The organism is Paenibacillus sp. XY044, assembly GCF_002257645.1.
GTDB lineage: Bacteria > Bacillota > Bacilli > Paenibacillales > Paenibacillaceae > Paenibacillus_AQ.
Window position 1 is genome coordinate 479776 of record NZ_NQMO01000005.1, and the last position, 24750, is coordinate 504525.

A 24750-nucleotide genomic window follows, 5' to 3' on the forward strand; every position below is an offset into this window, starting at 1 on the left:
TATAACGAGGGTAAATTATAATTTAATGTGGGATCACCTCCTCAGGTGCCCCTGAACAGACGTAACCCGTCAGGCCTCCAACCTGTGGCGGGTTACTTCTTTTTTTCTATCGATATACGTCAACAGACTGTAGCTGAATACTGCAATATCACTCCCCAGCCATCCTAAAACTATGACATACAGGTGTCAAATTACCCCTGATACAATCAGTTCAAAATTAATAAATGGAGGGTTGAAACGAATGAATGAAAAACAAAAATTGCAAAACGAGAACCATACCATCACCCCCTGGATCACTACAAAAAGCACTGAAAAGTTGATTGCCTTTTTGATTGCGGCTTTTGATGCGCGAGAACTTGGCAGGGTATACAATCCTGATGGAAGCATAGGGCATGCAGAGGTAGGCATCGGGGATTCAAAAATTCTTATGTTCGATTCTCCTGCCGAATGGCCGTCGTTTCCTTGCTTTATTCGCCTGTACGTGGACAACAGTGATGAATTTTATGCTCAAGCTATAAAGGCAGGCGCTATATCCATGACGAAAGTGATCACCCAGGCGTGGGGGGAACGGGGTGGAAGAGTGGTGGATCCATTTGGGAATGTGTGGTGGATAACATCTAAAGTAGAGGATGTTAGTCCTGAAGAAATGATAGAGCGATCAAAACAGCAAGAGTATATCGATGCTATGGAATATGCTCAAAAGAGCTTTAATCCATTTTTGACGGATGCGGAAAATCGTTGAAGTTCTAATAAGATTCGAGTTACTCACAACTCACACACCGCCGATCAATGAGGACGTTGTCGAGATCATGGATTTGATCTTCCTGCCGCTTGTACAAAGGCATAACAAAAAGGATGAACGAAGGGACCTACCGTTTCATCCTTTTTTGCTGTGTCTGCCACAAGAGAATATATATTGGATTCCGTATCTTGATTCAATGCGAGTCGTCACTTTTCATAAAGTTTTGCTTTTCCAAGTAATTCATACGCACCCCAGCGTCTTGCCCTCGCTGTGCCTTGTTCCTATAGGGTGAACTTCGTGACGGCAGCCTCCAAACTTGTGCTTCTCCGCTTCAAAAGCTCTGTCGTCTCAGCAATTCGTTTCGCCGCTTTTAGTTGCAATGCTGACATGCTTTGAACCAGTATTGTATTTTCAGCGACAACCCCGGAAATATTCGAAATTTGCTCCACGGAGGCCGTGACCTCCTCGGTACTTGCCAGCACCTCTTCCGAAGCTGCAGATATCTCTTGAATTTGACTATTTACATGAACGAATCTTTCCATCGTTCGGTTAAATAGTACTTCCGCTTGATTCGACAGCTCGGTCCCCATTCGTATTCCATCACTTCCCTCTCTCATTCTCACAACAATCTGAGCGGTCTCCTGTCTGATTTGTTGGAGAAGCGAAGTAATACGCTGCGTGGAAACAGCGGAAGTATCGGCAAGTTTACGTACCTCCCCGGCAACAACCGCGAAGCCGGAACCATCTTCTCCTGCTCTTGCAGCCTCGATGGCGGCGTTCAACGCCAGCAATTTCGTTTGTTCGGCGATATCCGCGACCAAATGGAGCACCGGATCAATCTCATTCATCCGTTCGTTCAGGGTATCCATCGTGATCGACGTCTGCGTGGTCATATCGTAAATAGACTCTACTTGATGTTTCAACTGTCGAATGGAATCCTGTCCTTTCTCTGCCCGTTCCAGTGCTTCGCCGGACATTCTCGACATGCTGGCCGACGCCTCAGATACCCGTGTGATCGCCAAAATAATTTCGCTCATGGACTTTGCGCTCTCTTCCGTACCTAGTCGCTGCTGCTGCGCGCCTTGGGCTAATTGCGTGACAGCTTCCTCAAGGTTCACGTTCTGATGGAGCATCTCACTCGTTTCTGAATTGAACTGATTTACGGAATGGACGAGGTTATGCGCGGTTGATTCCATATCGGAAGTCACTTCCTTAAGCGTAACGCCAAGTTTCTCCACCATTTGTGTCATCGCGAAATAGGCACGTCCGATTTCGTCGTTCGAGCGAATTCGTGCGCCGTTCAGAACTATTTTTGCTTCCGCGACATCCCCTCTCGCAGTAGCCTCGGCTCCTTTGACAATGATACCCAAAGGCCGCAACGACCGCGATATATACCAGACGATCAGCGCATAGACAATAAGCGCCAGAATCCCCATCAAGACGAATACCGGAATGCTCTGCCCCATAACTTGACGATTAATTGAATCGTATACGGATACGTCCATATCGAGCCCAAGCGCTCCGATGATGTTTCCAGCCGCATCGCGGAGTGGGGCATACGATGAAATGTAGTCCCCGTATTCCGGATTGTGGATAATATCCGATTTAGCGGATTCCCCTTTTAATATCAAATCTATAGCATTTTGCGGCACATCCGTGACTTCGCCGATCGGGGATGCGGTCTCCGAGCCTTTAGGTTGACCGTCAATCAGGAGAATGGGTTTCCCCTGGTCATTGAATTTCACCGTATACACATACATTGCTCCGATTTGCTCACGGTAACGATTCAACTCTCCCCGAATGCTCCAATATAGATCGTTCTCTTGAGTATTTTCTGTGAAATTTTTATATTTTTCCACGTCGAATTTTCCTGCATACGCACTCACGTTATGAATGCTGAAATTTCCGATCGCTTCTTCGCTTGCCTTCCTCGTATTTTGAATTTGCGTGTAAACTAACGTAAATGAGAGAAGCAGCAGTATCGCTAAAATAACGATAGACAGCTTCCAAACCAAACGGTTTTTTAATGCGGACATGAGTCGAGTTCCCCTTTAATATCAGATGACCTAATATTCGTCGAAAAATATCGTAATTCCTGTTTTTAACAATGATATTGTTGTTTTCTGTCTGTTATTTGTGATATTTTCGACAACGGATAACCCTTAATGGAACGTTAATGGTTGTTTATATTTGAAGTGATTTTCCAAACTACAAGACAAAAAAAGACCCGTAGGAATTCATTATACCGAACGAGTCTTTTGATTGGATGACTAGTATTACTTATTGTTAACTTGGCATTTTTTCCATTTCTAACCATTTGGACAGAGCAAATTTAGCGTTCTCCGCCCTGTCTGTGACGGCAAGTTTTTAAGGCACCCTCTCGGGTGCCTTAAATTTATCTCGCTATGCGTTTTATATCTCACTAGCTTGGCGATTTAGAAATTGCCGAATCGATGCATCTGTGCTTAGTCCAATGGCACGGCTATAAGCCGAGCGGGCACCTTCTTTTCGCTGCATCCGCTTGTACAAATGGCCTGCAAGTGTCCAGTAGGGCTGATAGCTAACCACCCTTTCAGATGGAATGGCTTCTAAGAGAGCAATGCCACGTTCCGATCCATAAGCCTCCGCCACCGCGGCGGCTCGGCCGACTAATGCGCCCAGTGTGGGGGATATACGAGTGAGGCCCTCGTATAACTGAGCAATCGCCTCCCACTCTGTACGCCCAGTCCATAAACGCTGTGCATGCACCGATTGTATCGCGGCCATGAGTTGAAATCGGCCAATCTCACCGGCTTGCGAGGCGATATGCAGATAACGCTCCGCTTCCAAGATCAAGCTTTGTTCCCATCGGGCACAATCCTGCTCAGAGAGGGGAATAAAGTTCCCTTCTCCATCATGCCGGGCCTCACGTCGCGCTTCGCAGTGCAGCATGAGCGCCAACAGACCCTTCACCTCCGGTTTGCGTGGAGCGAATTGAAGAAGCAGCCTTCCTAGAAAAATCGCTTCCTCCGCCAATCTCCTGCGAGGCGAGTCGGCAACGGCTGCTTCGTCCCACCCGCTTCCGTAAGCAGCATAAATGGCCTCCAGCACGGAATCGAGACGATTCGCAATTTCTTCATCATCAGGCCATTCAAAAGTGATGCGTTCGGCACGAATTTTTGCCTTTACCCGGGTAAGACGCTGAATCATGGTGGAGGGCTTGACAATGAATGCAGACGCAATTCGGGCTGCATCGATTCCAAGCACCGTCTGCAGCATAAGCGGTGTACGCATTGCAGGGTCAATTGCCGGATGGGTACAAAGAAACATCATCCTCAGTCGTTCGTCCGGAAAGCCAGCACTCGAAGATGCCAACCGTTGTGCATCCTCTGACATGGCAATGAGTGTCGGCAGCGCACTTTCGGAAACGCGGGTACGACGTGCACGGTCGATAAGCCGCCTCCTGGCGGCAGTAACGAGCCATGCTTCAGGCTTATCCGGAATGCCGATCTTCGGCCAAGTTTCTAGCGCAGCGAGAAAAGCGTCTCCAATGGCATCCTCAACAGCCTGCAGATCCCGCCAATTTACAGCCAAATAGGAGAGCAAACGGCCGTAAGCGTTACGGGCTGTTTGTTCAATAACTTGATGAGCTTCCATAGAGATGATTACTTCAGCGCGGGAAGGTTTTGTCTGACCTCCACCGTATCGACAGGGCCCCGAGCAGCCCACTCTAATGCAGTGTCAAGATCCGGAACATCAATCACGAATATCCCGCCGAGCTGCTCTTTCGTCTCGGGAAACGGTCCGTCCTGAACAACCATCTCACCGCCGTGCCGCTTCATCGTTGCAGCTGTCTCAGGAGCATGGAGACCCGAACCGAATACCACAATTCCGGACTGCCGCAAAGCATGCACGTAGTGCGTCCAGCCTGCCAAGTATTCTTGTTGCCGGGCCGGGTCCATTCTTGCCGCAAAGTCCTCCTGACTCTCGTAAAACATTAAGGTGTAACTCATACTAAAACTCCTCCCTTTAAAACCGTATTGGAATTGGGTTGCACTATATTGTCGTATGGGCTGTTCCGATTTCTACATTACAAGAAAAATTTTTATATAAAAAGCTAGTGTCACTTGTGATACGGTTCAGCTTAGCATCGCGATCAGCGAAATTGCTGAAGGAACTGCCACTATCAGCTACTTTGTTTTAATTCGATCTGGTGTGCGTATTTTCATTTTCTGACCAGTCATGTAAGCATGAAAAAACACATCCTAAGTTTGGATATAGCATTCTTCTAGATAAACCTCTCCATGAATTGAAGGAAGAATTGAGGGTTTATCGATAAAAGAAAACTTATTTACCAAAAGGGATGTGTTTTCCTGTCTTAATATAAGGCTTGAATAAGATCTAAATTATGAAGCTTTTGCTGCAACAGCTTTTTGAATTAAAGCTTCTGCATCGTTATTAGAAAGACCTTGTTTAGGTTGAAGCAAATTTTTCTCTGCTGCACTTAGAATACCTTTATCAATCAGTTTTGCCATAGATTTAACCGCATAAGTAGAAACGGTTTTGCCATCTTCGAAACCTGCAATAATCGTAGCGGCATTTTTATCAGAAACCTGATTGTTCAACAATTTAGCAAGAATTGTAGCTGCTTCTTCACGAGTGATATCACGATCAGGATTGAAGTTACCACCGTAGCCTTGAATGAATCCGGCATGAGCGGCTTCAGCGATTGCATCAGCATATGCAGCGTCAGCAGCAACATCCTTAAATGCAGGTGCTGTAGTTACTTCGTTTAGTTTCAACATTTCTACTAGAGCACTTACAAATTCAGCTCGAGAAATGACTTCTGTGGTTACAGGTGTTTCTGGTTGTTCTGCAGATGCAGCGAGGTTGGTAATACGTCCCTCAGTTTTAGCTTGAATAGCGCCACCTTTAAAGGTATCTACAATGTACTGGTAGAATACATCCAGATCGATAGGACCAGCTAAGGATGATTTAGCATCCACTAGCACTGTATAGTTATCTCCACCTGCTGCCATAAAGTTGTTAACTACAGCCGTATATGTTTTTCCAGGATCAATGGGTGTACCATCTTCAAGACTAAGACTAGTCACACGCTCTGCGACTGGCTTATTGAAATCTGCAGTATACTTCAAGCCAGAGATTTGTAGTGTTTTTGTGTTTGGTGTACCGTCCGCGTTTGTACCCCATTGTTGCTCCAACAAGGTTTGTATTTGTTCACCAGTCAGCTCTAATTTTACCAGAGTATTGCCAAAAGGTTGGATTTTAGCAAGATCAGCAAAGGTCACATCGCCTTGTGGCAGATCCGCACGAATCCCACCTGGATTCATAAATGCAAAGTCAGCATCGCTTGCTTTATCACCAAAGTCTGCTTGACGCATTGCATCTGCAATGAGGTTTCCTAGAGGTGCTTCGTTATTATAAGCATCTGTGCGAGTCACAGAACCATCTGTAGTACCTACTGGCTTCGTTAGCTCAGGATGCTTGTCTAATGATTTTTTAATAATAGCTAAAGATTCAGGGTCTTCTTTTACACCCTCTTGAAAAGTCGTTGTAACTGTAGCTGATTTTTCGGTTACATCCCCCGTATTAGGGTCAATCATCAACTTAATATCTTCAAATGCCGTACCATAAGAATAAGCCTGCACGATCAATTTCCCATTCACTTCACCGTTAGCTAAAGCATGATTGTCACCTGCAACGATAACGTCAACAGGGGAATCGGCAGGCAAAGCTTTTGCTAAATCAGCCGCTTCTCCAGTGGTTACGCCTTCTTTGGTTGTTGCTGGATCATGTGCCAGGACGATGATCGTTTCTACACCTTGATCTTGCAATTCTTTTGCATATTTATTAACGGCTTCAACTTCTTCTTCTGCGCTTAAGAAACGCACGCCTGCTGTACCAGATGGGGATACTTTCGAAGGTGTAGCTTTCGTCACTAATCCGATAAATCCGACTTTGACTCCGCCCACTTCTTTAACCACATATGGCTTAATCAATGGTTTGCCAGTGGAGGTTTCAATGACGTTTGCATTTACATAATCAAATTTTGCGCCAGCATGAGTTACCTTGCCTTCTTTTGGATCAAGGCCACCAAAGATTTGTGCTTTTAATGCAGCGGTACCTTGGTCGAATTCATGATTGCCCAAAGAACCTACATCAAAGCCCATCATATTCATCCATTCCAGCGTAGGCTCATCACGATCCAGAGATGAGACTGGAGCGGATGCACCAACAGAGTCTCCATTATGGAAGAGTAGGGAGTTTTCATATTTTGCTTGAGCTTCTTTTAGATATGTAGCTAGAATTGGAGCCGTTCCTGCCTTTTTATCACTAACCATCGATGTGGTATCCAACTGACCGTGCAGGTCATTGATTCCGATCAAGTGTACTTCTACATCTGTTCCTGCAGCAGAGACAGAACCTACGGCGCCAAATAGCTGGGAAAGCAATAGTGCAGTAGTAGCCACGCGAATGGTACTTTTACCCAGAACTTTTTTCCATGACATGAGTTATAAAACCCCTCTCCAATTTCTGATCCTGAGATATTTTAACATAAATCAAATCATGGAAGTCGTAAAGTATATCAAATCTATGTAAAAAATTTGAGAGATTGGTAGGGAAGAAAAGTACGTACGTATATCTGGCTCTACAACAAAGTTAGTGCTTGAGGTTTTGATTTTCTCGGCAAGTCTCCCCAGAATACAGCAAGGACTCCTTTAAGAAGGTACACGCTTTACTCAAAGCTTATGAACTGGAAAAAAACTTACCCTTATTTATGATATGGTTCAGCTTAAAATATATATAAAGACAAGGCCACTCCAATGAAGGAGTGGTTTTTGTGTAGAACTTCTTTGTATTGAACTATCCTCTTTTTGACCTATCGGCCGTCACATCGATTGTTCTCTTATTTATTTTATTACAACTCTATTATTCTAGTATATAATTCCGATATTTTGATAAAAATAAAACTAAAAATAGTTTGATAAAACAAAGGAGGAAGTTTCTAATGTCAACAAAAGAAAATTTGTCATTTTCATTACCAACCGCGGAGGTTATAAAGTTTGTTAATGCTTTAACTAATGAAGCTAGTTATGACGACCCATGGAGCTTACAGCATATAGGAATGAGATTCTTCAAGAGACCAATCCGCACAAGCAGAGATAAATACTACCTCAAAAAATATTTAAAAGAAATCAAGAATTCCTACACGCAGTTAGAGTTTCTATACAATTTGGGAAGAGGTTATTTCGTTCCAAAATATATTGAAGAGTTTCAACATGTTAAAGACTTTTATCAATCTCGAATTGATGGATTACAAAAAAGGTTAAATCATGCTCAACAGGGTTTTATAGATGCCCCACCGCATTTAATTAGTAATGGTGAAGTAAATGTTACTTTTACGCGTGCGGAAAATGTATAACTTCGAAAGGAGAGAATATATAATGAATTTTGAATTGATTCCAATAAAACTTATTGATGAATCAACTATTTTAACAAGGGATGCTCATGATAATATTGAGGAACTAGCTAAAAACATAAGCGAAATCGGACTTTTACAACCAATCACAGTTAAGAAACTTCAAAATGGAAATTATCGCATTATTCTAGGCGCTAGAAGATACAAAGCAGTCAAGTTATTGAAAAAGACTCATATACCTGCCAATATTTCTAATACTGAGGATGAAACCGAAATTTATTTGCAGCAACTTGCGGAAAACATGGAAAGAGAAAATTTTTCTCCAATTGAAGAAGCTAAATTGTTTTATAAGTTAACAACCGATCCCGTTTTTCATAAATCCGAATTATACATTTCTCAGAAAATTGGTAAAAACGAAAGATACATTAAGAGAAAGTTAGAATTACTGAAGTTCGGAAAAGATGTTCAAGAGATCATTCATGCTGAAAAAGAAATATTACCTAACAAATTAAATGAGGAACAGGCACTTTCACTTAAAAAAGTCGACATTATTTTTAAAGACAAATTAGCGTTAAAAGCTGCATCAGAACAGGTATCTGTCAATGATTTAAAAAGGGCTGCTCAAGTTTATACAAGTAAGGAACTCGACGATGAATCTAAATTCACTTTATTAGCATTGCCATTTCACGACATTGTTGAGACGTGGTCCATATTAGAAGAGAAAAAGATCGAAAAACAGAGATTTGCTGATAAACCAAGACTTGCTAATGCTACAACACTTCCATCGCATAAAGAGGATCATGTTGTCCTTCCCACTGTTTTTACAGAAATAGAAGTTTTATTGAAGAGTTTAATTTCAAGTATACCCAGTCATAGATCAATTCACTTAACCACTATTTATTCATATGAGAATATACCTATTGACCGAAAACAAGATTTTTTAAAGTTAATTGATGGTTTAGTCACAAATCTCCAGGCTCATTTAATTGAATGGAGAAAAATCAAAGATATTGTTAAAACACCGATTCGACTTGTGGATACATCAAAGCAGAAGTGACTTTAAATCTATCCAGTATTCTATGAAGCCTTTTAGTCTTTTATTTCTTTACCGCAGAATCTAAGTTACAATATATTATGACCACATAAAAGCAAAGCCACTTCTAACAATGGAGTGGTTTTGCTGGATAAAAATTCTCTTTTATTTATTCAAATACTAACTTTAAAAGTTCATTAAATCAACTCTGCCAGTGGTAAAATTACGGCGACTTCAAGAGCCTTTAAATCGATATCTTGTTGTAGAGATGGCTGTCCCGCCTATTAAACAGGAAATCTCAATATCATCAATGTCCACCATCTTATCTTTCTCTGCATCATAGTACTCCCCAAATAAAAATAACGACTCATTTTTCCTATCCAATAAATAGGGGATAATTTTTTCACAAAATTCTGTAACACTTTTAAACATGCTCTCTGGTGTTATCCCCGATTCATCGATAACCAGCAATTCTTTGTGTTCATTACGAGCAGGGTTGCGATTTAAATGATACAGTTGAAAAGAGGTACCCTTGCGATACACTTTATAAATTGGAACTTCTATGTTGTCGATGAAATCTCCATCCGTATAACTCAAGTTAAACTTTACCGTCATCTATATTCTCCTTTCAACATGAATGCTATGTTTAGATACAAATTAAGCTGATTGCGACTAAATCATATTCTTGGTCATCTTCGTATTCATGTTACTTGTCCATAACTATCGTTTTCTAATGACCATAGATTCGTGTGTCCATGGATATCTATTGCAGAAGGTATATCAATTTTCCCGTCACCTCAATAAATGAAATCTCACAACCAACGGAGGCCTTCAACGTAAACGTTGGAGAAGCGTCAAGGACATTGAAGTGTTCTTTGACGCTTGAATTAGCGGTGATTTTCTTTTCGCCCTACTTATGGTACGGTTCACCGTAACGGGGCTAACGGCGAAACTTATTCTTCGAAAGAATGAATAAGACACCTTCTTATAAGGTGCCTTAAAAGTCGAAATGAACTAGTAGTCTAAAACCCCCAACTAATCTCGTTAAAAACCTTTAACATATCTTCTGCAGCATCTTTTTCAACTGATCTTACATACATAATTCTTCCTAGCAGCCATTCTTTAAATGTTGCTGGATTGACCTTAATCCTAGATGTATGACCATCTGGTCCATAAAGCAAAGCATAATGTAGGTGTTTCCATATATCCTTTTTATACTTCTTCGGCACACGTAGCTTATCACCAGAGACAATAATACCTGTTACCATTCGCTTCTGGCCTTCTCTCCGTAGTAATGTCTTCTGGTTATTAATTTTGAGACCTTCTTCAGTTATTATCTTTTTCAATAATTCTATCTTTGGAAGTTGCGTTGTATTTCCAGAAAAAACCAAGTCATCAGCATATCGAGAGTATCTAACTCCAAGTTTATTGGCTAAGCTACTAAGTCTCTTGTCTAAACGGTATGCAACTATATTGGCTAGCATAGGACTTGTAGGTGCACCCTGGGGAAGCGAAGAGACATACTCGCCCGTAGTAGAATCAAGTCGGGAGGTTACGCATAATTTTGCTAAGTCCACCGATAGATTAGTACTATAACCAATCCTTATAAAGGATTTCCGAACTTGATTCTCGGTAATGGTGTCGAAAAAATTCTCAAGATCTACTCGCAATATTGCCTGACACCCTAGGTGGGTATCCGCATTTGTAATAATAGATTCCCCTTTGCGAAATCCTTTACATGCGCTACTAACCCTTACATTAATTAAAATATTATTTAGTATCCAGCGTTGGAGGCTCTTTAAAATATGGTTTGGGCATTTTATTTGTCTTTCTCCACCACGTTTTTTGGCAATTGAGAATGTTTTGTAGTACCTGTAACTATTCAAAATAATATTATTTAATTCTTTATATTCTAACTCCAATAACAAAGATAAATGCTTTGTGGAGAAGATAACTGGCAGATTTTTATATTGAAGGCCGTCCGCATATAGAAGACATTCCTCTATAAAAAGCTGAGATCGTCCTTGATTTTGTGCTTCTTGAACAAAAGCGTCTCGGGGGAAACGAATATCCAAATCGCTACTCTCCTACTCTATCATTTACTTATTTTATGAGCTGATTGCACCGCGTTCTTTGCGGTGTGCACCTTCTCTGCAACCATCTTCTCCGAATTACTTCCTGTATCTCGTGGTTGTAGAGAAGTTGCTATAATAGAAACATTATCCTTACTAGGTATACTCAACCTAGTCGCCTGGTTTATTAGGCCGATGCTAGCGAATTTCAAGTGCTCCCCCGAAAAGATGAAGGTACATAAACCTTCGAAAAGTCAGTAGAATTCGTCACATGATTATTTTCTTGAAAAAGCAAAATCTTTCTAGAGATTCTTTTATAACACTCACTACCATATTCAGATAACTTTCCATCTTTGTCAACTAAATTCCTTTTAACACCTTCCATAATAAGCTCGTGATAATCGCTTTCTACAATTCCAAGTATTTTCATAATTACAGGTAAAGAGCGACGCTGCCGTATTAATCGTATCAGTGCAAATAATCTGAAGTCAATCCGCTGGATATAACTATACTCAAAGTTTTTCTCATTATTCAACCTCTTCCCTGTTGCAAATAACTCGAATAGTTCATGGTCTAACGTCTCAGTAAGACTTAGCCAATACATCGTCTCTTTTCTATATTCTTTTGCCATTTGTATTTTATCAGTTGAATATCGGGGAAACAAAGGTCTCCACCTATTCCCGCCATGTAACCTTTTTGACGACCAAAATATCGGTAGTAAGTTATTGGGCGAACCATATGAAAATGTTACGAGTCCTTGGGTATTATCATATCCTAAGGGCCCTTTAGTATCCAATATAAAACCATATTTGTATGCAAGCTCTCTGTATTCTTTCATCTTATTATAATTACCGAAAGGAGAACGGTCTCTTTTAAACGCTTTTTCTACCGGCATCCATGTCAATACTTTTGGATTGGGAACATTAGCATTTAAATATTCAATTGCTTGTTCTTGGGCTGCTATTGACAGCCATATTGTTTCTGAAAGTGGGTGTTTTTTATATATTGATTCTATATGTTGTTTGTAGAACTTGACACATGAACGACCACTTCCAAAATAGTCATCAATAAATATTAGATACTCGTTAGAACCTAGAACTTTTTTCAACATATTCTTATGCTTTACTATTATTAGTCTATCTTGTTTTTGATCATATTGTTGGGTTTTTCTAAAAAAATAAATCATTGCGGTAGCGCTTTTTCCAAAATCGCCAATAGGTAATATATAAAATGTAGAATTACCTGGGTATGATGCAAGTAAACGCTCAATGAGAGCATTGTAAGCCTCTATTATTTGGGCATCATCGAGATAATCTACTTTGTTGAGTAGTGCCAAAGCAATGTTCCGATCCGCTTTTTCAAAGTTGTCCAGCCAATGTAATATATCTATCTCATCAATAGCATGTTTATGTCGCTGTGTTATTAAAGAAATATGCGCATGTAAGCTGGAGACCTCAGATATGCTTGGGGCTGCCGCCAAGAGTTTATAAAAGCCCAATTTGATCCCTCCTCGTGAAAAGTCAGATGTATTTATTTCACTAATCCCATACTGAAAAGGTATTTACAATTTCTATATCGGCATTAATTACATATTATTCCTTAGCCTTATGCCGACATTTTGTAACGGAAATACTGTTTTATTGGAATTTTGCTTTATTTGTGAACGGTTCATCATTACGGGGATACTGGCGAATTCTAAGAGTGCAGTTTTTTACATGCCGTCGCATCGCCAATCTTTTTTTCGCATCTAACTTTAATTTAAGACAATTATTAATCACAGTTAAAAATCTCCCGACTAAAACTTGTCGGGAGGGCAAAAAAGGCAGGCATACTTTCCGGCGAAACAGGATTTGGATCGTTACTTGCACCAGATCTAGTGTAATATCCGCTATCAAAAATCGCAGCTCCGGTTGGTCAAACCCTCAATCCTCCACCCGCATAGCGGGTGGTTTTTTTGTTTCGCGCGTTTCACGCACTCAACTGGCTAAAGCCTAAATCAAAAAGGTTGCCCATTAGTCTATGGTCAACCTTCTATTTGTTCTAAAAGTACTTTGTCGAAAGAAGCAACAACAGTTCTATCATTGTGAAATTAATATTCTCTTTCTTTTCCTATTTTCGATCTTGTCAATCGAGTTTATACATTCTGCTCTAATTACAAATTTATGCTGTCAATTTATTTACCTCATCTATCACCTTGCTTTGCAGTGACTTAGGAAGTGTAGAAATAAATTTAGAAATCTGCCTTTCATCATAGACATCTTTGAGTAAACTTACTAGTTCATTGACTATTTTTGACTCTGCAAAGTTTCTATCCCAAATAACTGAGGTGACCCCCATAAACTCTTCCTCTATCTTGATTACTTCTTGAGTAAGATTATAATAGTAGCGAAGTTTAGAACTACTAATATCTGTCTCTTGAATAAGCAGTTCTCCAACCACCCTTCCATCTATCTTCCTATAGCAGATACTACTGTAATCGTTTAAAAAGATATTACTAGCAATGTCACTAGGTTGCACACCTTTAGTAAGCAACAAGTTTATTAACTCATCAATTTTCTTAGTAATCATATTAATCCGTTTTTCCATTTTTAGATCATCCTCCTCAATTCATCAACAATCTGAACAAGGTATTTTTGAGAGTCTAATAATGCTTCTGGCTCTCGCTTATTTACTGGACCGTATTTTAAATATAGCCTCGCATTAATATATCTTACTAATATTCCATCATTGGGACAATCACTTTTTAAATTTCGAATGCTCTTAGAGAACTTAGGAAATAGCTCCGTCCCCTTGGGATCTATCCCTTTCTCTTCCAGTATCGATTGCACTGCCTCATTAGCATTGTTGTATAAGAAGCTTCTCGATTTTTTTCTTAGAAGTTCCGGCCTCTTAGATAGCAGGAGCTCATCAATCTCCGACTTTTTGGATGTTACAGATTGTTTTTTAATTGCTTCTTTAGCGATCTCTACTTCCGCTTCACTTAGGCCAGCATCTCTTAACTTCTGCATTTTACTCTCTAAGTCAAGCTCAATCTGACGCCTTGCTTGCTCGAACATTTCATTAAAATCAAGCCCTGTAAGATATGATTCTTTATCACTAATAAAATACTCGTCTTTTTCGATTCCTGCATATACGATTTCCCTTTTTTTATACTCGCCACCTGGTATTGTATAGTCTTTAACTGGGATTTTTTTGCTTTTCTCCACTTCTTTAGAGAATATATCCCACATTGTGTTCAATCCTATTTCCTCATGGAAAATAACAACCGCATTGTTATCAATAGCAAAATCAGTTATTTCCTCATTAGGAATTGCTCGAAGTATTCTTCCTACAACCTGTGCGAAAGCATTCAAACTTCTGTAGGGTCTAAATATAGAGAGTACAGTCAAATATTTATGGTCATACCCCTCCATTAACATATTTACAGACACTACAACATCACATTTATGGTTATCGATATCTAAAAATGCCTGTTCAAGCTCACTTGAATGCATATGACTATGTACAATCCGCACTACACATCCCTTATCCTTGTACCATTGAGACACATCCCTAGCATGTTCAATGCTACAAGCAACCGCTAATATTTTATGAGGTACACTCGGGGATGCGTCTCTGATTGTTTGTAGTTGCTTAATGCTTTCATTTATGACATCCAAGGAACATTCCTTCGACAAAGCTATAGATTTTTCGACCCATTCCTTATCCTTTATTGTAAGTACTTCATCTTTGGTGTATTTTTTAGAGTCCCCTGGAATAGAGAAAAACAAATTATCATTATTAATAGTAGCTTTTCTAAGCCATTTAACATATCTCAAAGCCATAACTTCGGATAATGAAGTATTATGAATTTCCTCTCCTGGAAGATCTTTATGGTCACCTCTATATGGTGTACCAGTAACATGAAGCCTTTTGGCACCCGAAAAATACTCCAACGCTTCTACCCATGTGTTTGCGACAGAATGGTGGGCTTCATCAACAATAATAAAATCAAAAAAGTCCTGTGGCACTTTATTCAACAGTGAGTTTGCGTTACTTTTAGCCAGTTTATGAACATTGGTAATGACAAAATTACATTTTTCTAAACTCGACATTAACATATCAGACTCGTATTCTTCTACAACAGGCATATCTTCTGGGGAGAAAATCACATCTTGATTGAGCCAAAAGTTATCTTCAAGTGGGTGAAGTGTTTTCACTACACTTTTCTTAGTTACAAGTCCTGGTGTAATTATAAGAACTCTTTTATTCGACACACCGTATGGTGCGATTGATATTAATCCGCTTTTACCAGTACCTGTAGGGAGGACAACTAACGCTTCACCTTGAGGATTTGCCTCATAGTAATCCTTAATTTTTATATAAGCCTCGATTTGTGGCTCCCTTAGTTTTCTATTGTTTATTATATTGGGAACTGTACCGAAGAAGTATGACATCCATATGCACTTCCTTTTTTGGGTGATGGCTTACTAATTCTAGCTTGACTTCCGTTATCCTCCTTTGTACCTAAAAGTTTAGTGCAGACTCAACTTATTAATCATAGCAAGAATTTTGGGGCTTTTTGACGGTACGGCTCTCATTCAATACCATAACTGCATAAATTCCGCCCTACTTATGATACGGTTCAGCTTAACAGGGCTACCGGCGAAAAATCCGCAGTAGTTTTTGCTTACTAAGCTCATAATCTTGCTAGCGTTTACTAGTTGACCGAGATGTCCCCATATTTTGGCTAGTAAAAACTACAGAGACGGTACTACTGATTGCGTCTACAAGTCAAATTTTAAGGAATGACTTAGAAGAAGCCAGCCTAGTAGGCGAATAGTAATCCCCAAGCAAAAAGGCGAAAAAAAACACTACTGTACATTTATTTCCCAAAGAGTGTGACAAATAGCGTATGTAAACATATAGCATTCGAACTGATCCTGTTACTGCAGCTCATTAATCAAACCCATCACAAATTTGGAGGTCTTCGCCAGACATCGTTCCGTAAAGTCAAATTCAATACCCGTATCGCGATAAATATCGGCTATAGTTTGATTGGGATCCGCACCTGCTCCCTGCTTGTATAACGACGTCGCTCTAGCCGGATCTTCCCGGTAGATTTGTAATAACTGCAGAGCGCCCACCATCGACATTGAATATTCGATATTGTAGAACGGATAACCGAAATAGTGAATGATAGCGGTCCACTTGGTTGCCACTTCAGACTCAAGACCCGTAATATCTACAGGGTGATATGTGAAGCGTTTTTCTAATTCTAAATACTTCTCATCTCTCTCTTCCGGTGTATGATCCGGATTCGTATAGAGCCAATGCTGAAACAAGTCGCCTGCGACGGGCCCGATAAGCATGGTGAATGCTCGGCTAAGTTCTTCACGTTGTGCATTCCTGCATTCTTTATCATCGGTATAGAATAAATGAAGCTTGTCGAGCAGCAACAGCTCCAAACCGTGGGAGTAAAGCTCTGCTACTTCCGCACGAAGTTGGTGATCTTGAATCCCTTCCCCGGATTCGTACTGCAGATACGCGTTCACCGCATGACCCATTTCGTGAATCAGGGCAATGAGCGCGAAGAACGATGGACTGAAATTACAAAATATAAATGCGTTTTGGGACGCTGGCAGGAATTCTAAGAACCCGCCGGGCGCCTTTCCTTGACGAACCTCCAGATCGAGCAGCCCATTCCCGCGCATGTGACGGAATCTTTCCTGGAAATAGGGATCGGTCATGCCAAGCATCTGATCCACGCCGTCCATCAACTCGGTAACCGTTTGGAACGGCGCACCTTGCATCAAGCACGGGCCTTTGTCCCATGGGCGGTAAGATTCTACGCCTAGGCTTGTTTGCATAATGCCGGCAAGACGGTCCCATGCGGGGATAACGTGTTTCTCCACAGAATCATGGAAGTCATAACAGTCTTGGATGCTATATTCGCGGTTCTTCATCGTGAACATGTAGTCGCGGTAATTATCAAAACCAGCATTGACAGCCATCTTGTGCCGAAGACTCACCAATTCGTTCATCATTTCATCCATTTGCGGCTTTACACGTAACCTAGCATCGGCCAATGCACGCCAAGCTCGTTCGCGAATTACTTGATCCGGACTGTCCAATTGTCCCTCCACGAATGAATAAGGTTTTGTTTTGCCATCCCATTCGATGCTCAAACCACCCATAATCTCATTGTACTCAGTGACCAGTTCTTGCTCCCGAACGGTAAGCGGAATATTCTCTTCGCGAAATAGTTCCGCCTTCGTTCGCCGCACTTTAAGCATCAGGCCGTATTTCTTATCGTCCAACTGTTCGTGAAACGAACTGTCCAATAACTTCTTGTCGAATTCTGCCTGATATTTCATCAGCATTGGCTGCACAGCGGTTTGATCGTGTGAAAAGATATCGCGCATGACAGCATTTATAGTATCACGATAGAAGTCGATTTGGTGACCGTACATTGCCTCTCCAATCTCCTCCCGTAACTTCCTCTCCCCCTCGAGCCATTCCTCCAAATCGGCAACGGACTTAATTCCCTGCTGGAGCATCTGCTGCAATCTGGCTTCTAGCGCTTCTAGGTCATTCAAATTGACGGCGTCGGAATAATACTTTATAGAAGATGATTCAGACATGCTTTGTACCCCCCATTTAGTAATCTCAATTCCATCATACCTTAAATTACCAATTTTAGACCGATAAATTTATCTCTTTACTTAATTAAATACTTCTTATACATACCAACCGATTTCGGATAAACTAACCTAGGAACCTTTCGGGACTTTCTCATTCCAGCAGCAACCCTCAAGGAAATATATTCTTCAAGTTCAGGTGAGAAGTAATTTATTGAATTCTTCAATAGTTACGAAGGTAAATTTCGTCCACCTCATGACACGGTGGCTATCGCCGAAAAATGAAGTAATCGGCGGCCTGATTATCGGTTCGGCAATCGGAGCATATACTTGTCATCCGACAATGCTACTCTGCCCGTTATCTTAATGCAATCGTCAATCTAAACTTACTTTTCATTGATAAAACCGATAAAAAAAGGAGTGAAGCTGGTTAAAGCTTCACTCCTCATTATGAGTTTATCTCAAAATTTTTCGACGTTACTTGTGATACGGTTCTCCTTAACGGTACCATCGGCGAAAATCGATAAAGGAGCTGCCGCAGCATGCTCCTTCGTTGATGCTCACATGGATTTTATTTCTATGATCTGCAAGACAGGCTGACGATTCGGTGGCGAGGCACTTTGAGGTGCACGTGGATCACCTTACAGATTGCGTTCAAAATAATGAACCAGATTGTTTCGCGTTTCCTGTAACGGCAAGAACATCATCATTCTGATGTCCGGATCGCTGGGAACCTGCAGCGTGATATGCTCGAATTCCAGAATCCCTAGCCCAGGATGCTCCAACGCTATATATCCATCAAGGACGCTGCGAACATGGTGTTGCAGCCATAGCCGGCCAAAATCGGCATTGACTGCCTTCAAATCCTCGATTAGCCCGTCAAACGAAGAATCCTCCAAATAACGGGCTTTTGCCGTGCGAAATTCCGCCACCACGCCGCTCGCGACCTGCTCCCAAGCCCGGAATCGCCCTTTCAATACCGGGTTGGCGAAAAACTGCCACAGCAAATTCAATTCGTAAGACGGGTTTATCCGATCAGGCTGGGAAATCGCAAATATGTCGTTGGCCGCTTTGTTCCACACTAAGTAATCCCAGCGCCGTCCGATCACAATGGCAGGAGCCGATCCGAGTTCATTGACCGCTTGCTGCAATAAGGAGCCGGTCTTTTCCTCTATTTGATTCACTTGAGGTGGGAGCGATTGCCCGGAGAGCAGGTAGAGATGGCGCCGTTCGTCCGGGGTAAGTCTGAGCGCCCGGGACAGGCTTTCCAGTACTTGCACTGAAGGGTGAATATCGCGTCCTTGTTCCAGCCAGGTGTACCAGGAAACGCCAACATTGGCGATCTGCGCAACCTCCTCGCGGCGCAACCCCGGCTTCCGGCGGGGCTTGGTGGGCGGGAGCCCTGCGTTACCCGGACAAAGATTTGCCCGTCTATTGCGTAAAAACTCGCCGAGCACCTTGCGTCGCTCGCTATCGTTCATATCCACCGCTCCTAACTGTTACTAGGAAACCTATGATTAAGGCGCCCACGTCCCGCCGGCACAAATACAGTATAATCAAGTTCAACAAGCGAAACAACATTGAGATCCCCCATCTTAATCAAAGAAAAAGGAGTCTACATGATGCAGAATCATTTCCAATCAAGCACGCCGGATATCCGTCCTGCCGGAGTCTATCCCTTAACGCTCGGAGATTTCTACTGCCTTGTAATCAGTGATGAGGTAAGCTATTCGCTGCCTACCTCTCTCATAACAAATGCAACCAAAGAAGAAGTAGCTGCCACCCTCAGAGAATATGCTTTGCCGAGTACGCATGTGCCGATGCAGATTAGCGTTCTGTACATTCATACAGGACAGCATCAAATTCTTATCGATACGGGGCTTGGACATTTGCCGGGACCGAGCGGCAGAGCAGACTTCATCGGTAAGGTGCGTTCGAACCTGCAAGCATTCGGCATTGCTCCTGAGTCGATTAATACCATCATCCTTTCTCATGCTCACACCGATCATTATGGCGGAATCTTCGACGAAGAAAATCGATTTTCTTTTCCTAACGCCACTTACGTACTCTCCAAAGCAGAGTGGACGTTCTGGATGGAACAGCCCGATTTAAGTTCTCTAGCACTCCCGGAACCTCTCAAACAAAGAACGGTGCAATTGGCTCAGGACTGCCTTGCTCGCCTTCAACCAAAACTAAGGCTGATCGATGATGAAGAAGTCATTATTCCGGGAATTGCCGCGATTTCCGCCAAAGGAGAGACGCCCGGGCACAGCGCGTTCCTTGTTTCCTCCAAAGGCGATTCGATGCTGGTAGTCGGCGACGCTTGGTCTCATTATAAGCTGACGCCGGAACACCCCGACTGGCTTACCGTCTTCGATTTGGACCCTGAGCAGACCGTCCGCACGCGGCGCATGCTGCTGAACCGCGCTGCCGAGGAACAACTGCTGGTGCTAGCCTATCATTTCCCCTGGCCGAGCTTGGGGCGGATCTTAAAGCGCGACGTGAATTGGTCGTGGGAACCGATTGAATACACGTGGACGTATACCACGAATAGAGAGGCACCATCCTGAAGAATTTGAGGGTACTTCACAGGCTACTATATCATAAGAGCACGTATAAAATTTGATCAAGTCAGGCCAGTGATACGATATCCTTGACGTAATGCAGGGTTCTGTCTTATGTCTTCTGCTCTATCGGGGTATAGAATACGAGCATAAGTAGTCAATCCAACCCCTCCTTATCTCAACGATATTATCTCGATAAACAGTGAAATGGATCAATACCTGCTCGCAAAAATTTTCGCGTCACTTGTGATACGGTTCTCCTTATCATCTATAGAGCGAAACGAAGGACGCTCTCAATGAGGTGTCCTTGGCTGACCGAGCGAATGTCATCACTCTCACAGTTAAGCAGAGAACCGCAACGGGGATACCGAATTTGGCACCCTCGTTGCGGTTCGTGTATGGACTCAAATTATCCGTTTGGCGCATTAAACTGAAGATTGATCAGATGGGTCCCAATTGCAGTGAGTTGTCCGGTCGGACCGGCAGCTCCAAATATAGGAGCCGAAGCTAGAGCCCCATTAATAACCAGCGAGAGCTGATCGGCAAGGACCTTAGGGTCGAGTGCACCTGCTTCCCGGCAGATATCATACAATCGGCGATTAAGCTCCTGCTTATGTTCAATTGCTTGTCTACGAGCGGGATGTCCCTCGTCGGAAAATTCGGCTAATACGTTGAGAAAAGCGCAACCTCGATAACCCGGTTCGGAGATCATTTGTGCAGTTACCTCTAACAAAGCCAATAACTGAGCCTTTGCATTTCCTTGATAAGCGGTTAGTACTTCTTCGAACCATTGCCAATGCCGCCGGTTCTCCTCCTCTAGATAGGCAGATATTAGCTCGTCCTTGGTTGAGAAATGTCGGTACATTGTAGGTTTCCCCACTCCCGATTGTTCGGAGATCGTGTCAACTCCAACGGAACGAATACCTATTCGGTAGAACAAATCGCTCGCCGTCTCCAAAAGACGTTGACGCGGCGATGAACGTGGTGCGGCCATGTTGGTCATCCTCCTTCACACAACAGAACTGTTCTGTGATCTTACAATATCACGGATGTTTCTTTTGCTGCAAGGGCCACGTTCATCACCGCAACGCTTAGTCCATATGAATGACGACCTTACCGAATGACCGGGAATTCATATAATAGTCATAAGCCTCTTTTGCCTCTTCGAACGGAAAGATTCGGTCAATAACGGGTTTAATCCTGTGCTCGGCAATGAATTGATTCATCTCTTCGAATTGGTTACGGCTGCCGGTCATGATAGGTCGGAGTGTCACCATATTAAAGTAGAAAGCGCTGATGTCCATCGTCTTAACGCTGCTAGGAATCCATCCGACCACGCTCACCAGCCCCGATATCGCCGCTGCATGGATAGACTGTTCAAGCGTTCCCGGATTCGTATTCTCGATAATCATTTGAGCCCCCCGTCCATTCGTCATATCTCTTACCGTCTCATGCCAATTGGACGTCGTTCGGGAATGAATGACCTCCGCTCCGAGTGCGGCAAGTCTATCGATCTTGTCCTCGTTCGTCGTTGTTGCAATGACGCGAGCACCAAACGACTTCGCGAATTGGATAGCAAACAGGGAAACACTACCTGACCCTAGCGCCAGTACCGTATCTTCTTCTGTAGGCTGTCGAAAACCCGTAAGAGCATTCCAGGCGGTAAGAGCCGATACTGGCAAGGTTGCAGCCTCTTCGTAGGTTAAGTGTTCAGGAATAGGCAAAACCACCTCTTCGCTCACCACGATATATTCCGACAGGAACCCGTCCAGCGAACCGCTGAATTGCGTTCCGTGCTCTTCCCAACCGATAAAAGGGCCTTCGATCCAATGAACGAGAGAGTTCACCACGACTCGGCCTCCCGGTTGGGCCCGCGTAACTCCCGAGCCTACCGCCACTACTTCCCCAGTCCCGTCAGCCAGTGGAATCACAGAGGGTTCCTTAACCGGCAACGGATATGCACCGCTCATGATTAAGCCGTCTCTGTAATTAAAAGAAGTGGCTCTCACTCGAAGCAAAACTTCATGAGAACCTGGTGTTGGAATATCCCGCTCGGTAACAACAAGACTTTCTAGTCCCTTGCCATTCTTTACGTGATAACTTCTCATCGTAATTCTCCTTCCGGATAATAAAAATCCCCAAATAATAAAACAGAACTGTTCTGTTTTATGTTCGATCTATAAATTACAGCACTGTTCTGTAACGTGTCAATACCTAAACTTAAAAGTTTTATTTTGGCCGGCTAGTCCTCCATAGAAAAGGCAGAAAGAGATTCCATGTTTGGAGGCATCTACGGGTGAGGCATCTTACCGATTCCCTTCTGGAATACATTCGTGTGCAATCGATTTGCCACGCTTGACACATTACAGAACAGTACTGTATTATCTTGGTGATAACAGAACAGAACAGTTTTGTTATCATTACATAATAAACAAGGATTAAAGCGTTGAGAAGGAGTGGAGAGATGAATCGAGGCATTTATCTATTGGTCTTGGCTACTTTCGTGACCGGCACTGTCGAGCTCGTCGTAGCTGGCATATTGGACCGCATCGCCCAAGAGCTGCACGTGTCGATCGGCATGACTGGTTTGCTCGTTACGGTTTATTCGCTGGTCTTCGCGTTAGGCACGCCCATTATCGGAGCCTTAACCTCCAGAATTGAACGTCGCAAGCTTCTGTTAGCCGCGATGTTCGTATTTATCGTCGGAAATGTGGTTTCCATGGTGAGCCCCAATTTCTCGATTCTGATCGTGGCCCGGGCAATTACAGCGGCAAGCTGTTCGGTTGTCGTGGTCAATTCGCTAATCCTAGCGGCGAACATTACCGTTCCTGACAAAGTCGGGCGGGCGATGGGACTCGTCTTTACCGGTATTAGCGCTTCTTTGGTACTCGGAGTACCGATTGGAACCTTAATCGCAGGCTTGACGAACTGGAGGATGACCTTCGCCTTGATTGCCGTACTCGGCCTGATCGTCTTCCTTGGCCTATGGCGCTATTTGCCCAAAGTTCCTCCTCAGCCATCCGCCTCGTTGTCCAAGCAAATCGCTGCCTTGAGAAGCTCAAAAATCATTTTTGCACAGCTCATGGTGGCATTGATGCTCATTGGCCATTTTACAATGTACACCTACTTATCTCCTTTCCTCCAATCGACGATGGGGCTCTCTTCCGGCACAATCGGAATTGTATTTCTGCTACTCGGCATGGGAGGGGTAGTAGGGGGATGGATCGGCGGTTGGATGACCGACAAACTTGGCGGTGCCCGTTCGTTTCTCATTTTACTTATCTTGTTTGCATCTGTTCTACTCCTATTGCCGTATGCGACAACTTCTCTCATCAGCTTGCTGCCTGTCGTTATCGTCTGGGGAGCACTCGCATTTGCGCCCGCGGCACCGGTGCAGAGTTACTTGATTCAATCGGCTCCTGAATCGTCGGATATTCAGATCGGACTGTTTACTTCGTTTATGCACTTGGGTATCTCCATCGGTTCTGCGGTAGGAGGTGCGATCGTCAACTATCATTCCGTAAAAGCAAACCCTTGGGCGGCCGGACTCTTTGGCTTGCTGGCCTTCCTTTCCGCCGCGATTTCCGTCACACGTAAGCAGAAAGGGAGTAGAGCAGGTGTGCACAGAATAGATAATCCTGTTAGTTAGTCTCATAATTCGAGGTACTGAGGAAGTTGCTGGGCTGTTGCCAGATCATTAGCGGCAGCCTTCAAAATTGCGCAGTATCCTTCTGAACTTTGCACAGTAAAAGCCTTAAACTTCGCTCTACTTATGATAAGGTTCCCCCCGATTGATCTTCACCGCACGATAAATCTGCTCTACCAGCACCAACCGCATCAGCTGGTGCGGCAGCGTCATGCGCCCGAAGCTCAAGCGCTGCTGAGCGCGGCGCAGCACCGGATCGGAGAGCCCGTGGCTCCCTCCGATCACGAACACGACATGGCTCGTCCCGTAGGTGCCGAGCCGGTCGATCTCAGCGGCCAGCTCTTCCGAGCTCCAGAGCTGGCCGCCAATGGCGAGCGCGATCACATGCGCGCTCTCTTTAATGTGCGCGAGGATGCGTTCGCCCTCGCGCTCCTTTACGATCGACACCTCGGCTTCGCTCAAGGTGTCGGGGGCCTTCTCATCCGCGACCTCCACCATCTGAAACTTAATGTAAGGCGTCAGCCGCTTAGCGTATTCTTGGATGCCCTGCACCAGATACTTCTCTTTCAGCTTGCCGACGCCGATAATTTGAATCAGCATGAATACCCCTCCACTCTTTATCCATTCCACAATCCTATCTATTCCAGGGCCCT

Annotated in this window: 19 protein-coding genes; 5 read left to right on the plus strand and 14 right to left on the minus strand. The window is 43.3% G+C overall.

Annotated features, from left to right (window positions below; all coding sequences use genetic code 11):
* Positions 1–241: 241 nt before the first annotated feature.
* Positions 242–742 (plus strand): VOC family protein, encoded by a 501-nt coding sequence (locus CJP46_RS22025; RefSeq protein ID WP_094597772.1) that lies wholly within the window; start codon positions 242–244, stop codon positions 740–742.
* Positions 743–1023: 281 nt separating this feature from the next.
* Here the strand turns inward: CJP46_RS22025 and CJP46_RS22030 are convergent, their stop codons facing one another.
* The 4 genes from CJP46_RS22030 to CJP46_RS22045 all read right to left on the minus strand — a co-directional run bounded on the left by CJP46_RS22030 (position 1024) and on the right by CJP46_RS22045 (position 7251).
* Complete coding sequence (locus tag CJP46_RS22030; RefSeq protein ID WP_094597773.1) at positions 1024–2778, minus strand: methyl-accepting chemotaxis protein; 1755 nt, start codon at positions 2776–2778, stop codon at positions 1024–1026.
* Positions 2779–3154: 376 nt separating this feature from the next.
* Entirely contained in the window at positions 3155–4378 is a 1224-nt protein-coding gene (locus CJP46_RS22035) for an RNA polymerase sigma factor (protein WP_094597774.1), read from the minus strand.
* Positions 4379–4386: 8 nt separating this feature from the next.
* On the minus strand, positions 4387–4734 hold the full coding sequence (locus CJP46_RS22040) for a YciI family protein (RefSeq protein WP_094597775.1): 348 nt from the start codon (positions 4732–4734) through the stop codon (positions 4387–4389).
* A 393-nt stretch (positions 4735–5127) separates the two neighbouring features.
* On the minus strand, positions 5128–7251 hold the full coding sequence (locus tag CJP46_RS22045) for a bifunctional metallophosphatase/5'-nucleotidase (RefSeq protein WP_094597776.1): 2124 nt from the start codon (positions 7249–7251) through the stop codon (positions 5128–5130).
* 500 nt (positions 7252–7751) lie between these two features.
* On the opposite strand from CJP46_RS22045, the gene CJP46_RS22050 reads away from it, so the two are divergent.
* On the plus strand, positions 7752–8165 hold the full coding sequence (locus tag CJP46_RS22050; protein WP_094597777.1) for a hypothetical protein: 414 nt from the start codon (positions 7752–7754) through the stop codon (positions 8163–8165).
* Between the two features lie 22 nt (positions 8166–8187).
* Positions 8188–9219 carry a ParB/RepB/Spo0J family partition protein gene (locus CJP46_RS22055; protein ID WP_179281264.1) on the plus strand — a complete coding sequence of 344 codons (1032 nt, stop codon included), beginning with the start codon at positions 8188–8190 and terminating at the stop codon, positions 9217–9219.
* A gap of 210 nt (positions 9220–9429) precedes the next feature.
* On the opposite strand, the gene CJP46_RS36620 is transcribed toward CJP46_RS22055, so the two are convergent.
* The 7 genes from CJP46_RS36620 to CJP46_RS22090 form a co-directional block, all read right to left on the minus strand.
* Positions 9430–9810, minus strand: a complete 381-nt coding sequence (locus tag CJP46_RS36620; RefSeq protein WP_179281265.1) for a hypothetical protein — start codon at positions 9808–9810, stop codon at positions 9430–9432.
* A gap of 407 nt (positions 9811–10217) precedes the next feature.
* Entirely contained in the window at positions 10218–11270 is a 1053-nt protein-coding gene (locus CJP46_RS22065; protein WP_094597779.1) for a reverse transcriptase family protein, read from the minus strand.
* A 205-nt stretch (positions 11271–11475) separates the two neighbouring features.
* The gene (locus CJP46_RS22070; RefSeq protein WP_094597780.1) at positions 11476–12765 is read right to left on the minus strand and encodes a phosphoribosyltransferase-like protein; all 1290 of its coding nucleotides are present in this window, start codon (positions 12763–12765) and stop codon (positions 11476–11478) included.
* Between the two features lie 662 nt (positions 12766–13427).
* A complete protein-coding gene (locus CJP46_RS22075) occupies positions 13428–13853 on the minus strand; it encodes a hypothetical protein (RefSeq protein ID WP_094597781.1) in 426 nt (141 codons plus the stop codon).
* Between the two features lie 2 nt (positions 13854–13855).
* Entirely contained in the window at positions 13856–15703 is a 1848-nt protein-coding gene (locus CJP46_RS22080) for a DEAD/DEAH box helicase (protein WP_094597782.1), read from the minus strand.
* Between the two features lie 489 nt (positions 15704–16192).
* The gene (locus tag CJP46_RS22085; RefSeq protein WP_094597783.1) at positions 16193–17890 is read right to left on the minus strand and encodes a M3 family oligoendopeptidase; all 1698 of its coding nucleotides are present in this window, start codon (positions 17888–17890) and stop codon (positions 16193–16195) included.
* Positions 17891–18528: 638 nt separating this feature from the next.
* Positions 18529–19368 (minus strand): helix-turn-helix transcriptional regulator, encoded by an 840-nt coding sequence (locus tag CJP46_RS22090; protein ID WP_094597784.1) that lies wholly within the window; start codon positions 19366–19368, stop codon positions 18529–18531.
* A gap of 138 nt (positions 19369–19506) precedes the next feature.
* Between CJP46_RS22090 and CJP46_RS22095 the strand changes: the two genes are divergently transcribed.
* On the plus strand, positions 19507–20457 hold the full coding sequence (locus CJP46_RS22095; RefSeq protein WP_094597785.1) for an MBL fold metallo-hydrolase: 951 nt from the start codon (positions 19507–19509) through the stop codon (positions 20455–20457).
* Between the two features lie 403 nt (positions 20458–20860).
* Here CJP46_RS22095 and CJP46_RS22100 read toward each other — a convergent pair whose 3' ends face one another.
* Entirely contained in the window at positions 20861–21445 is a 585-nt protein-coding gene (locus tag CJP46_RS22100; RefSeq protein WP_256992460.1) for a TetR/AcrR family transcriptional regulator, read from the minus strand.
* A 97-nt stretch (positions 21446–21542) separates the two neighbouring features.
* A complete protein-coding gene (locus tag CJP46_RS22105) occupies positions 21543–22559 on the minus strand; it encodes a zinc-dependent alcohol dehydrogenase family protein (protein WP_094597787.1) in 1017 nt (338 codons plus the stop codon).
* Positions 22560–22915: 356 nt separating this feature from the next.
* Here CJP46_RS22105 and CJP46_RS22110 point away from each other — a divergent pair, with 356 nt between their 5' ends.
* Positions 22916–24100 (plus strand): MFS transporter, encoded by a 1185-nt coding sequence (locus CJP46_RS22110; RefSeq protein ID WP_094597788.1) that lies wholly within the window; start codon positions 22916–22918, stop codon positions 24098–24100.
* Positions 24101–24217: 117 nt separating this feature from the next.
* On the opposite strand, the gene rlmH is transcribed toward CJP46_RS22110, so the two are convergent.
* The gene (gene rlmH, locus CJP46_RS22115) at positions 24218–24697 is read right to left on the minus strand and encodes a 23S rRNA (pseudouridine(1915)-N(3))-methyltransferase RlmH (RefSeq protein ID WP_076172417.1); all 480 of its coding nucleotides are present in this window, start codon (positions 24695–24697) and stop codon (positions 24218–24220) included.
* Positions 24698–24750: the final 53 nt, after the last annotated feature.

Coding starts and splice junctions, on each gene's coding strand:
- CJP46_RS22025 (WP_094597772.1), top strand. CDS start 242: ATGAATGAAAAACAAAAATTGCAAAACGAGAACCATACCATCACCCCC.
- CJP46_RS22030 (WP_094597773.1), bottom strand. CDS start 2,778: ATGTCCGCATTAAAAAACCGTTTGGTTTGGAAGCTGTCTATCGTTATT.
- CJP46_RS22035 (WP_094597774.1), bottom strand. CDS start 4,378: ATGGAAGCTCATCAAGTTATTGAACAAACAGCCCGTAACGCTTACGGC.
- CJP46_RS22040 (WP_094597775.1), bottom strand. CDS start 4,734: ATGAGTTACACCTTAATGTTTTACGAGAGTCAGGAGGACTTTGCGGCA.
- CJP46_RS22045 (WP_094597776.1), bottom strand. CDS start 7,251: ATGTCATGGAAAAAAGTTCTGGGTAAAAGTACCATTCGCGTGGCTACT.
- CJP46_RS22050 (WP_094597777.1), top strand. CDS start 7,752: ATGTCAACAAAAGAAAATTTGTCATTTTCATTACCAACCGCGGAGGTT.
- CJP46_RS22055 (WP_179281264.1), top strand. CDS start 8,188: ATGAATTTTGAATTGATTCCAATAAAACTTATTGATGAATCAACTATT.
- CJP46_RS36620 (WP_179281265.1), bottom strand. CDS start 9,810: ATGACGGTAAAGTTTAACTTGAGTTATACGGATGGAGATTTCATCGAC.
- CJP46_RS22075 (WP_094597781.1), bottom strand. CDS start 13,853: ATGGAAAAACGGATTAATATGATTACTAAGAAAATTGATGAGTTAATA.
- CJP46_RS22080 (WP_094597782.1), bottom strand. CDS start 15,703: ATGTCATACTTCTTCGGTACAGTTCCCAATATAATAAACAATAGAAAA.
- CJP46_RS22085 (WP_094597783.1), bottom strand. CDS start 17,890: ATGTCTGAATCATCTTCTATAAAGTATTATTCCGACGCCGTCAATTTG.
- CJP46_RS22090 (WP_094597784.1), bottom strand. CDS start 19,368: ATGAACGATAGCGAGCGACGCAAGGTGCTCGGCGAGTTTTTACGCAAT.
- CJP46_RS22095 (WP_094597785.1), top strand. CDS start 19,507: ATGATGCAGAATCATTTCCAATCAAGCACGCCGGATATCCGTCCTGCC.
- CJP46_RS22100 (WP_256992460.1), bottom strand. CDS start 21,445: ATGGCCGCACCACGTTCATCGCCGCGTCAACGTCTTTTGGAGACGGCG.
- CJP46_RS22105 (WP_094597787.1), bottom strand. CDS start 22,559: ATGAGAAGTTATCACGTAAAGAATGGCAAGGGACTAGAAAGTCTTGTT.
- CJP46_RS22110 (WP_094597788.1), top strand. CDS start 22,916: ATGAATCGAGGCATTTATCTATTGGTCTTGGCTACTTTCGTGACCGGC.
- rlmH (WP_076172417.1), bottom strand. CDS start 24,697: ATGCTGATTCAAATTATCGGCGTCGGCAAGCTGAAAGAGAAGTATCTG.